The 11901-nt window shown below is 49.9% G+C and carries 9 protein-coding genes; 5 read left to right on the forward strand and 4 right to left on the reverse strand.

The annotated features are described in order from the left end of the window. Positions 1-230 precede the first annotated feature (230 nt). Complete coding sequence (locus AC0QH1_RS06785) at positions 231-2519, forward strand: EAL domain-containing protein (protein ID WP_324630216.1); 2289 nt, start codon at positions 231-233, stop codon at positions 2517-2519. A gap of 98 nt (positions 2520-2617) precedes the next feature. Here AC0QH1_RS06785 and AC0QH1_RS06790 read toward each other — a convergent pair whose 3' ends face one another. Then, positions 2618-4036, reverse strand: a complete 1419-nt coding sequence (locus tag AC0QH1_RS06790) for a helix-turn-helix domain-containing protein (RefSeq protein WP_324630218.1) — start codon at positions 4034-4036, stop codon at positions 2618-2620. 223 nt (positions 4037-4259) lie between these two features. Further along, positions 4260-4490, reverse strand: coding sequence for a hypothetical protein (locus AC0QH1_RS06795; RefSeq protein ID WP_324630220.1), 231 nt, complete (start codon positions 4488-4490; stop codon positions 4260-4262). 142 nt (positions 4491-4632) lie between these two features. Here AC0QH1_RS06795 and AC0QH1_RS06800 point away from each other — a divergent pair, with 142 nt between their 5' ends. Together AC0QH1_RS06800 and AC0QH1_RS06805 are read left to right on the forward strand one after the other, a co-directional pair. Continuing rightward, positions 4633-4773, forward strand: a complete 141-nt coding sequence (locus tag AC0QH1_RS06800; RefSeq protein ID WP_324630221.1) for a hypothetical protein — start codon at positions 4633-4635, stop codon at positions 4771-4773. A gap of 220 nt (positions 4774-4993) precedes the next feature. Next, complete coding sequence (locus AC0QH1_RS06805) at positions 4994-5203, forward strand: TOBE domain-containing protein (RefSeq protein ID WP_324630222.1); 210 nt, start codon at positions 4994-4996, stop codon at positions 5201-5203. Positions 5204-5616: 413 nt separating this feature from the next. On the opposite strand, the gene modD is transcribed toward AC0QH1_RS06805, so the two are convergent. Further along, positions 5617-6501, reverse strand: a complete 885-nt coding sequence (gene modD / locus AC0QH1_RS06810; protein WP_324630223.1) for a ModD protein — start codon at positions 6499-6501, stop codon at positions 5617-5619. Between the two features lie 352 nt (positions 6502-6853). Between modD and treZ the strand changes: the two genes are divergently transcribed. After that, positions 6854-8689: a malto-oligosyltrehalose trehalohydrolase gene (gene treZ / locus AC0QH1_RS06815; RefSeq protein WP_324630225.1), complete on the forward strand. Its 1836-nt coding sequence runs from the start codon at positions 6854-6856 to the stop codon at positions 8687-8689. 206 nt (positions 8690-8895) lie between these two features. Here the strand turns inward: treZ and AC0QH1_RS06820 are convergent, their stop codons facing one another. Beyond that, positions 8896-9213, reverse strand: a complete 318-nt coding sequence (locus AC0QH1_RS06820; RefSeq protein WP_324630226.1) for a DUF4342 domain-containing protein — start codon at positions 9211-9213, stop codon at positions 8896-8898. 554 nt (positions 9214-9767) lie between these two features. Between AC0QH1_RS06820 and AC0QH1_RS06825 the strand changes: the two genes are divergently transcribed. Beyond that, positions 9768-11021, forward strand: a complete 1254-nt coding sequence (locus AC0QH1_RS06825) for a hypothetical protein (RefSeq protein WP_324630227.1) — start codon at positions 9768-9770, stop codon at positions 11019-11021. Positions 11022-11901: the final 880 nt, after the last annotated feature.

Below are 11901 nucleotides of genomic sequence, written 5' to 3' on the forward strand. Positions count from 1 at the left end.
ACGTAAAAACATCTAAAGCTGGAGAAGAATCGAACAATTTGGTAGCAAGAATAACCGCAATCCCGGACCGCTTGAACTCTTGTAGAAACAAGCAGATGAAAGCACAGCTAAACCAGGGGCATCAATCCCAAAGCAAACCGAGAGGGTGGCGGAAAACAAGAGAAACACGAAAGAATTTTTGAGAGGAAAAAGAAATGAGGCAGAAGAGAAAGAATCGGCAATATCCTGCCATGTCAAACCATTCCAAAAAGGTGTGGATGAGCGTCACTCGAGCGCCGAGGAAGTTGAACGAGCTAGCCCAATGCGAATTGACCCAGTGCGAAGCGATCGAGGAACGACTGAAACACTCCCTCAAGGAATTATCAGACATCAAGCTGGGATTAGATCGGGCGGCGATTGTAGAAATTGCCGACGAAAAAGGAATCATCCGGTACGTCAACGATAACTTTTGTCAAACTTACAAATATCAGCGAAATGAGCTAATTGGCAAAACCGACTGCATCATCAATTCCAGCAATCACACCCCGGAATTTTCTCGGCAGTTGTGGGAGACGTTAACAGCCGGGAAAACCTGGAAAGGAGAAGTAAAAGAAAAAGCGAAAGATGGCACGGAAGTCTGGGTGGATGCCACCATCGTGCCGTTTTTAAACGAGTCAGGGATTCCCTATCAGTATTTAGCGATTCGATTTGACATCACGGAACGCAAGCGAGGAGAGGAAGTATTGCGTCAGGCGGAAGCAAAATATCGCAGCATTTTTGAAAACGCGATCGAAGGGATTTTTCAAACCACGCCCGACGGGGGCTACATCAATGCGAATCCGGCACTGGCTCGCATTTATGGGTATGAATCGCCGGCGGAACTGATTGTGGATTTAACCCAACTCGACGGGGAAAATTACCTGGATAGAAACCGACGCCGGGAGTTCATGGAGTTGTTGCAAAAACAGGGTGCGGTGTTAAATTTTGAATCCCAGGTTTATCGTTGCGATCGCCGCCGAATTTGGATTTCGGAAAATGCCTGGGCGGTGCGAGATTCTCAGGGCAAATTGCTTTATTATGAAGGCACGGTGGAAGATATTACCGAACGCAAGCGCACCGAGGAGCAGTTGCGGCACAATGCATTTTACGATGCTCTCACCGGGTTGCCTAACCGGGCGTTATTTATGGATCGCCTCACACAAGCGACGCGACGGATGAAACAGTCGCCGGAGTATTTATGTGCGGTATTGTTTCTGGATCTCGATCGCTTTAAAGTGATTAACGACAGCTTGGGACATCGCGTAGGCGATCGCTTGCTGGTGGCGATCGCGCGCAAGCTGGAAACCTGCGTGCGATATACCGATACCGTGGCGCGTCTTGGCGGCGATGAGTTTACCATTTTGCTTGAAGATCTCCTCGATCCCGACGATGCGGCGAAGATTGCCGATCGCATTTTAACCGAACTGGCCCTTCCCGTTTGCTTGGAGAATCACGAAGTTTTCACCACCGCCAGCATTGGAATCGTCCTCGGTCATGCCGATTGCGATCGCCCGGAAGATTTGCTGCGCGATGCCGATACCGCCATGTATCGCGCCAAAGCCACCGGAAAAGCGCGCTATGCCATCTTCGATGGCACTATGTACGCCTGTGCCGTGGCTCGCTTGCAGTTAGAAAACGACTTGCGACGGGCGATGGAACGGCAGGAATTTTGTTTATTTTATCAGCCCATTGTCGATTTGTCAATGGGGAGAATTTCTGGATTTGAAGCTCTGATTCGCTGGCATCATCCCCAACGCGGATTGGTGTCTCCCGAGGAGTTTATTCCCTTAGCGGAAGAAATGGGATTGATAGTTCCGATGGGGGATTGGGTATTGCGCGAAGCCTGTTGCCAGCTCAAACAATGGCAGGAATTGTTCGGGTTAAATGCTGTCGATCGCGCCCTCAAATCCGGGCGCGATCGGCGGATTTCCCCCACTCAACCTCCGCTTTCCATGAGCATCAATCTTTCTGGCAAACAATTTTCCCAACCCAATTTATCCGACACGATCGCTCGCATTTTAGACCAAACTGGCTTATCGGGAGAAAGCTTAAAATTAGAAATAACCGAGACATTGCTGATGGAAAATGCCGCCTCGGTGACGGCAACCATCTCGCAACTGAGAAACTTAGGGATTCAGTTATGCATCGATGACTTTGGTACCGGATATTCTTCTTTGAGCTACCTGCACCAATTTTCTATCGATACGTTAAAAATCGACCGCTCTTTTGTCAGTCAAATGGGGGCGGCAGAGAATGGCGAAATTGTCAAAACAATCGTCACCTTAGCCCGCAATTTGGGAATGGATGCGATCGCGGAAGGGGTGGAAAACAGGGAACAACTCACCCAACTGCGCGGACTACAATGCCAATCGGCTCAGGGATATTATTTTTCTCCCCCAGTCGATAGGGATGTGGCTGAGGCATTGATTCTTTTTAATCGCCACAAAGCACCTCGGGAAACTATTGGCGATCGCCGCAGTTCCGCTTGCATTAATGAATAATTTATCTCCCCCAAAATGAGGGGTATTGCTTGCAGATTGAGGTGCAATTCGCAACTCGCCTCCACAAGACGGAAATTTGGCGATCGGCAATGGTTTTATCACTCTTCTAAATCGAGAATATCTCGCAAGGGTTCCACATCTTGTTGCTGAATTTCAAAGCGACCTTTCTCAATATCTCTGACCCAACTTTGGCTTTTTTCCAGCATGTGCGCCAACTGTCTTTGACTCAATCCTTTCTTGCGTCTCGCCGCTTTCACGCGATCGCCACTCAGTTGAGGCTCTTGCTTACTTTTCAATTTTCTTTGACTTCGGCGCTGCTTTTGGCGCTCGAATTCTGCCAGTCGCAGGTCCCATTCTCGGGGAAATTCAAAGCCCAGTAATTTCGCGTTCATCAACATTTGCCATTTTCCGCGCGGGGCGGGGTCGGTAATCCGCGTTTCTTTCCCCGCATCGTCTATCCAAAATTGCAGCGCCGCATCGCTATCTTCTGGAATGTCGAGCAATTTTGCCCACAAAGGCTGAATCGGTAGCGGATAGGTTCCCGGATCGAATAGAGGTTTGCATCCATAGTTATATAACACTTCTAGGTCATTTTCAAAGGCGCGGATTCGCTTTTTTCGTTCCTTGCGATTGAAGTCCGCGAAGTTGAGTTTATCCTCGCCGTAGGCAATCCGCATTAAGGTAGGAACGGCGATCGCTTGATTTTTGCCCAATCGGCTTTTAAATAACAGCCACAGCAGCATTCGCGCCGCTCCTTCTCGATGCTGCCAAATGCTCATCACCGCTTTTAAGACAAATTCAGGCAAAATGCCGTATTGATAAAATGCGGTTTTTTCTTTATAGCCTTCCGGGTTGAGGAAGTATTGCGCCCAAGGGCCTGCTTGAATTGTAAAGGTCAGTCCGACGAGATGTTTTTGTTTCAAGTCATCTTCCACAAAGTGGTGTTCGATATCTTTCAGATGCCAGATGCGGCTTTCTTCTACGGCGAAAGCGGGAAATCTTCCCCGTTTAGCCCAATTGATTTCGTGGGTGATTTGGCAGGGTTGTTGCGCCAGATATTTAATTAAAGAAAGCTTGGCATGATGGTCTAGGTCTTTGCGGCGATCTAACCCTAAGTAGCGGGCAATTTGTTCGTCGGTGATGGTAAATTCTTCGACCCAAGGACGGTCTAAATTCGTGGCATGAGCAGCATAAATTAAATGCAGACAAGCGGAACGGATATCGATGTCTTCGAGTGCCTTTAATGCGGCTTCCCTCTCCAGGGCGATCGGGGGAGACTCGTGCTGTAGATATTCACTCACCCGAAAGGCAATCCTTCCATTGCCTTTTTGGACAATGCGTTCGTAACAGAGTTTTCCCTCCGCATCAGTTTCCCAAGGTAAAGCATCTCTTTGCGCTAAAATATTGCACGCTTCCCAGATGACAATGGATGAGGCAAAGGAACTGGTTTTGCCATCGGGAAATAAATCCCCACTGCTTGGGATGCGATCGCGCGATCGCTTAGAAAGACTTACCATTTTTCTCCGTTTCTCCCTCACCAGTGGTACCGGATGTAGCGTCGGACAGACGATAACGCACATGGGTTTGCTATAGTACCCAATGCAGTTATTGCAAAGGTCAGCATGAATGCAATATCGTTTTTTCCTGTTGCCAATAGCCTTCGTAGGACACCGGGGGCGACACCAGTCGCAGGCAATACAATCGCTTTCAATGGTATAAGGCATAGTTTTATCCTGACCCCTAGAGGTCAGTTGCAATCCCCTTGAATTTGTTCGCCGCGATCGCTTTTTTCTGATTGGGTAGAATATGAAACTCCACCATTAAAGATGAAACCTTTTCACCTTCCACCGTCACCCGCGATGACTTTTTCGGTTTTTGTCTGTGTTTCTCTTTACTCCTAATTGCGCGATCGCTTTCCTTTCCTTCCTCTCGCTCTTCGCTTCTGCTTCGCAGAGCTAGCGCACAATTCACAACCGCACCCCTGTCGGTCTTATCCGAACCCGGCAATGGTTGAGTCTTGCGCTAACCCCGTTTTCTCCTCGCTGGGTGAACGCTTCTTTTTATTATGGCCGCTCTTGTGAAAAAATTTTGTTCGTGGTGAGCAGTTTAACCAATGTTTGTATTTGCAGGAGTAACGACTCACTCCCCCGCAAATTCCTTCGGTGACAGCCCCTCAACGCCCCTGGAGAAAACAATTCACGCGATCGCCCCGCGCGCGAGGCTATGGGTCTACCGCTTTGACTGTGCGGAATAATTGCTCCCTATCGTGGGATGATTTCTGCAAGCAGTAACGGCATATTTCTAATATTTTCGGGGAATTTCAGCCTTTCCTGTCTCGAAAACCGCTCGATTTTTTTCGCACTAAAAAGGTGAATGAAAAATAAAGCGAATCCCCCCTTATCAATGCAAAAACGTTGCTATAATAAAGCCGCTACCCTTAGAAAAACCATGTAATTTCTGTGAGGAGTCAGGGGATGGAAATTAGCGCCCGCAATGTTATCAAAGGCACGGTTAAAAAAGTGGTTATGGGAATGGTGACTGCCGAAATCACCCTGGAAGTCTCTCCGGGCATCCAGATGACGGGAGTCATCTCGAAAGCTTCCGCCGAGAGGTTAGGGCTTTCCGAAGGCAAAGAAGCCCATGCGATAATTAAATCCAGCGACGTCATGTTTGCCGTGGAATAATTTCCCTCCCATCGTCGCCAAGAACAGGGCTTTTCCCAGCACCCGAGTTGTAGAGACCCAAACGTTTTGCGCTCTACAACCCGGGAATTTATGCCGTTGCGGGTGACGTGACGGCTGCATTCCGACGAGATTAATTCAACTTTTTTTAATTCAACTTTTTTTTATGTACTTGTGCAAAAATAATTGCAACGGGTAGGGTGGGCAGTTCCACAGTTTCTCCGGTGTCCCTCGCCACTCATTCAAGGAACTGCCCACCTTACAAACTCAAGGGGCAAATGAATAACCGAAAAATGGATAAACGGCTGTAGTATTGAGAGGAGTATTTCAGAATAACATTCCCAGGGCTAGCCTGGGAAGGAGTTAAGCATCAATTTTTCCTAACCCAATGATTCAAACAGACTATAGGGAACGCATTATGCAAATTTTACATCGGGATTATTGGATGGAAGGGGCACAATGGGTTCGATTTGGACTTTAATATCTGCCGGGGGGGCAAAATAAGGGGCGGTTAACACCAACCCATCCAGGGCGATCGCGGCATACGCTTGAATATTGTCGGCATGAATTCCCCCGGCGGCTAATGTCACCAAATTTGGATTAATGGATTTCAAAGTCGCGATCGCTTCTGCTAAAGTCTGAGCCGGCACTTTATCAAATTGAATGCCATCCACCCCGGCGGTTGCCAGTTCCAATGCAGCGGAAATTTCCTTCACCTCCACAATAATTTTCTTTTCTTTCACCTGACGTTGCAACTGCGGTAACTGAGAAATCAACCCCTCGATTCCGCCGAGAAAATTCAGATGTTGCTCGAAAACCAGGATGGTTTCCGATAACCCCAAGCGGTGAGGATAGGCACCCCCCGCCAAAATCGCTTGCACCGCCAGCGGTTTCGTGCCCGGAATGTGCTTGCGGGTGGTGTATAGCATCGCCTGAGGATTGGTTTCCCGCGCCAATCGCACTAACTGAGCCGTTTTCGTCGCCACACCACAGGCATATTCTAGCACATTTTGCACTGCTTTCCAGGCAAGGTGCAGGGTTGCCGCCTTACCCTCCGCCGCCAGAAATGTCACCCCCGATTCCACCTCTTTGGCGTTAGGGAACATTTCCGTCACCGTCGCCCCTGCCCGTTGCAACATTCGCGCCCCGGTTTGCGTACCGGAAAGCACCAGGCGATCGCGCGACTGAAAGGAAATTCTGCCGGGGCGATCGCCGATCCCCAGCCCTTGAGTCGTTAAATCGAAATAAGGAACGTCATCTTGAATCAACTGGTCGATGGTTGCCTCGGGTATAAATACCATTCGCTTTGCTCCTATTTATCGCACTAAACTCGCAAAACCTATCGGCGCAATATATACATTGCAGCCCGCCGCAGGCTTGCGCCCCAGATTACAGTATTCTACTCCATTTCGCCAGAGAATTCAACCCCATCCCCGCCAAAAGTGAGAAAAACTTGACACCGAACCCTCTCCTGGGTAAAATGCACCAGACAAAACGGGGTGGGGGTTTGGCGACGAACCAACCACACCTGAGACCTCTACCTAAAGAAAGATGCCAAGGGAGACGCGATCGCCGATAATACCCCCAAACCACCCCCAGACTGCAACCCTGCCCGCGCCTGAAAAAGCTGTTAACCCATCCCCTGACCTGCTAATGACTGTTAAATTTGGTTCGAATTATCTCGGTAGCGATCGGTGTGAGTTTACCGTCTGGGCACCTACCCTGCAAGAACTCTCAGTCCTCGTGGTTTCCCAAGCAGAAGAACGCTTGATTCCGATGCAACCAGTAAACCGAGGGTACTGGAACGTCACCGCCGACGGAATCGCACCCGGAACCCGCTATTTTTATCAGATAGAAAATTCCCTCAAACGACCGGATCCCGCCTCCCATTTTCAACCCGATGGCGTACATTCCGCCTCGCAAGTAGTCGATCGCGGCACATTTTCCTGGACCGATCGCAGTTGGTCCGGGATTCCTTTAGAGCACATGGTAATCTACGAACTGCATGTAGGAACCTTCACCCCAGAAGGAACCTTTAGCGCGATAATTCCACGACTCGGGATTTTAAAAGACTTGGGAATCAACGCCATCGAACTGATGCCGATCGCCCAATTTCCCGGCGATCGCAACTGGGGATATGATGGCGTCTATCCCTATGCCGTACAAAACTCCTACGGTACCCCAGACCAACTCAAACAATTGGTGAATAGCTGTCATCAACTCGGCATCGCCGTGATTCTCGATGTAGTGTACAATCACCTCGGACCCGAAGGCAATTACATGCGCGATTTTGGTCCGTATTTTACCGCCAAATATCGGCCAATTTGGGGAGATGCTATCAACTACGACGACGAATATAGCGATGGGGTGCGCGAGTTTTTTTTGAGTAATGCGCTCTATTGGTTAGAAACCTATCATATCGACGCTTTGCGCTTAGATGCGATTCAGGCTATTTTTGAAGTAGGCGCGCGCCCCTTATTGCAAGAACTCGCCGACCGCGTAGAGGAATTTTCCCAGCAGCAAGGACGTCAATTTTATTTAACTGCAGAAAGCGATTTAAACGACCCGCGCGTGTTGCGTCCGAAACCGTTAGGCGGGTATGGGATAAATGCCCAGTGGTGCGACGATTTTCATCATGGGTTGCACGTGTTGCTCACCGGAGAAAGCCAAGCCTACTATCAAGATTATGGCAAATGCGAACATCTGGCAAAATCCTATCGCGAAGGATTTGCTTATACCGGGGAATATTCTGCTTTTAGAAAGCGGCGATTTGGCGCTTCTTCCGAAGACGAACCTGCAGATCGCTTTATCGTGTTTGCCCAGAATCACGACCAAGTGGGCTATCGCATCATGGGCGATCGCTTATCCACCCTCGTCTCTTTTGAAGCGTTAAAATTAGCGGCGGGCGCGGTATTGCTTTCTCCATTTATTCCCTTACTGTTTATGGGAGAAGAATACGGCGATCGCGCACCGTTTTGCTATTTTATCAGTCACTCCGAACCGCCATTAATTCAAGCCATTCGCCAGGAAAAAGAAGCCGAATTTAAAGCCGCTGGCTCTCCGGGAGAATTTCCCGACCCGGCAGGGTTGAAAACCTTCTACAATTGCAAGCTAAACTGGAATTTGCGTCAAGAAGAATCCCATCAACACCTGTGGAAATTTTATCAGCATTTGATTCAGCTAAGGCGCAGCATACCGGCATTAAAAAAGCTCGATAAAAATCGTCAAATGGTGGATTGGGATGAAAAAGAGCGCTGGATTGTAATTCAGCGATGGGATGGAGAGAGTCGAATTTTTCTGTTAATGAATTTTAACGAAAAAACAGTGGTTTATCCGGCGAATATGCTGGAGGGTCATTGGCAAAAGCGACTGGATTCGGCGGCGGAAAAATGGATGGGAAGCGGTTCGAGTTTACCCGAGTCTCTCGCACCCGGTGCAACCTTGACCCTCACCCCGCACAGTGTTGTGCTTTACGAACTGGCCGAATAACGGTTAGCAACAACTGGGGCGCTGGCATGCCCACAGTTGTTGTTGAGAGCGCGTTCCAGGCAAGGGGGTAAAATGGGGCAGAGCAAGGGTGAGGGCGCGATCGCGGCTACTAGGGGAATGTGAGCCAAGGGTCGAGGACAGAGGCAGTTAGCACTTTATATGAAAACCGCGATCGCGATCGGTAGACAACTCGAAGCGCGCGCGAACTATTCTTTTTTCTCGACCACCAAAGTCAAGCGAGCCACCATCGCGCCAATGGCACCCACCGCAGCAAACACGGGAAACACAGCGGTACCGAGGACCCCGCCGACGACTCCCACGGTGAGGGGAATTTCAATCAGCACGTGACCTTCTTCGTTTTTGAGAATTAGGCGACGAGTGTTTCCTTCTTGGATTAATTCTTTCACTTTTTTTACCAAGTCCTCGCCGTTGAGTTTGAACTCTTCGACCCGCACGTTAGGTTCGGCTTGAACTTCGGTTTCAACGGAAGTAACGGGTTCTTGGGGTTGACGATCTTGTGTCATTAGAAACCTCTTAAAAGTTGGGATTGTTGTTTGTTGCATTTCACCCATCGGTTCGCTCACCGAAAGGGTGAAAGCGCAAGAATGAATTGCGTCACTCCTTCCCCTTTCTCCCCGAAGCAACAGTGCAAGACTGGCATTGCGAACCGTAACCGATCGCCCGGTAACCATCCGCCGGGGAAAAATAGATGGAGTATTGCCCATATTTTAGCTAAAATCATCTCAGACCAACTGAACCGTGAAAGGAGGTGGCCTGCGTAGAGTTTCAATAAAACAGCGATCGCGCTGTGGGTGTGGAGGGTGAAATCATCAGCGGTGCGAGGTTTACCATTGAGTGTAAGCGGTTCCGTTATCCCGATCGACGGCGTTAACCGAACCGGATAAGTGAGGGGTCAAACCCTTTATCCCCCTTCGGCAAACACACCAGAGACTCCAGCTACGTTTAAGTTTGAGCAAAACTCGCACTGGGAATTTCTGACCCGATCGCGAGTCAACCCCCGAGTTTGAGTACGAAAGTTTAATCATAGTGGAGCGATTTCGGCCACCTATCCGTCCGAATGGTGCCTACTATCAAATCCCAACCCGGCGCGATCGCGCCTGTGGTGAATCTCGAATTGGATGCCCACCGGATAATTCCGCAGTTGGGGCGAGTTCCTCGAACTCAGGGGGGATCGAGGGAATTGTTGCTTACTGTGGGCGGGTTTGAGCGTAAAGCCGCCCGTAAACCCCGAAGTGCTGACCATGCATCTGGATTGAATCCGATGCGATCGCACCACAAAAGCCCTCGCACCCAGGCTAACATTCCAAAATTTTGGTATATTAACTCCATGCGGATCTGGGAGCATTTACAACAATTGTCGCGGGAAAATCGCAAGCAGTACCGATCGAGCGACTGGGCAGAACTAGCTGCGATCGCGGCTTCGGCTGTCGGTACGCTCGCGGCGGCGGTATTGCAACAGGCAGCTTATGCAGCCGCACCCTTGACCCTGGCGCTGTTTTTAAACTTTCTCCATCGCCAACGCCACACCGAACCGCCCTCCCAAGACATTCCCTTAACCATTGCCGAACTCGAGTGGCGTTTATCCCAACTCGAAGAGCAATTACAACACCTTCCGCAACCCGATCGGATTAACTTGAGCGAGGTCTACGATGAATTGGCTTCGGTCAATAAATCTTTAACCATGATCGAGGGGAAAGCTTCATTTATGGCGGCGAAAGTGTACGACCAGTTGTCGGTACAAGTGGACCGTTTGCGCGAACAAGTAGAGCGGATTTCCGAACCGTTAGACCTGACGCGAGTTGAAGCCAGAATCGCCTCGTTAAATGTGGCGGTGCAATTTTTAGCCCAGCGACCCTTGATAGACCCGCAAGAACACGAGAAACTCGCGCGCCGATTGGGGCAACTAGAAATTAATCATCAAAAAGTGGTGGTGGAGAGTTTAGAACGCTTAAACCAAGAAACTAAACACTTGCAACACCAGGATTTTCAACTAGCCAAGAAAGTGGATGCGCTGCAACAAAAATTTGCCGCGCGACCGGAAGTGGCGCAAATTTCTAAATTAAGCCGAAATGTAGGGCGATTGACCGATAGCGTCAACCAAATCCAACACACGGAAGCGATCGCCGCCCTTTATGACGAAATTGCTACCATTACCAAAGAACTGACCCGGTTGGGTCAAAATGTCGATCGCCCTCCGGACCTGTTGCAGATTCAGCAACTCCAAGAAAGGCAACAGTCTCAGATCGCGCGACTCGATCGCAAATTCACCGAAGCGATCGCCGCATTGGACAAATTAAGAATTAACAGTTAAGCCGATCTGCATTTCCAAAGCGGACACAACCTCAAACCCAGTTGCGATCGCCGTGCCTCAAGTTTTCGGCACGCCGTTGCCCCTAGACCCCCGAAGGGCAACGGCGTGCCGGGGAGGGGGAAGCGCGTTGGCGAAGCGCCTTGTCATGCCCGGAGACCCCGCAAAGGGCCGCCAACCCTCGGGAAGGGCGATCGTCCGCGCGAAGAACTTCCCTGACGTCTCGCTCCCTACAGTTACCCAATTTAATGGCTAACCCCTGAAGCGGGCGGCGGTTAAATGCCAGTAAAATTCGGCCCTAAACTGCACAACCTCCCAGGTTGGTGTTGCAATTCGCGCACCCCACAGAGACGGGCGGGAAAGTGCAGCCTCCTCGACGAAACGTTTACAGGCGGATTCCCACCCAATCGCGGCGATCGGAGCGCTTCCCTGACCCCGCCATCGGTTATCTCCAGAGGGCAACCCAGGCATTGGCCAGATTGCGGGTACCCCGCGCGCCATCGTCACGCCCCCCGCAACCACCCTCCCAATCCCACAGCCAAAAGTAGGCATGAAAAATAGCCCCCGTCGGTGCCTCCCTCCCCCCTGGCAATTTGAGCGTTGCATGCAGCGCAGAATAAGCCACTGGGAAATAAAACTCTTTAACAAAAGGCTGTTTTATGGGAAAATAGAACCGCGATATATCTTTATTTTATTAGACCGTTACAAATTAACCCATTTTAAATTACAATAAAAGATTCTACGAGAAACTGGATCGTTTAACAACCATCCCTTGTCAAAGTAAGATGACCCTAGATGTTCGTCATTAGTCAGCACCCCGCTCTAAAGAGACGGGGCTTCTAGCCCCTGACTTTAGGTAGCTGACCAGCCTAAGCCCTACGAG

Source organism: Phormidium sp. CCY1219, assembly GCF_055795085.1.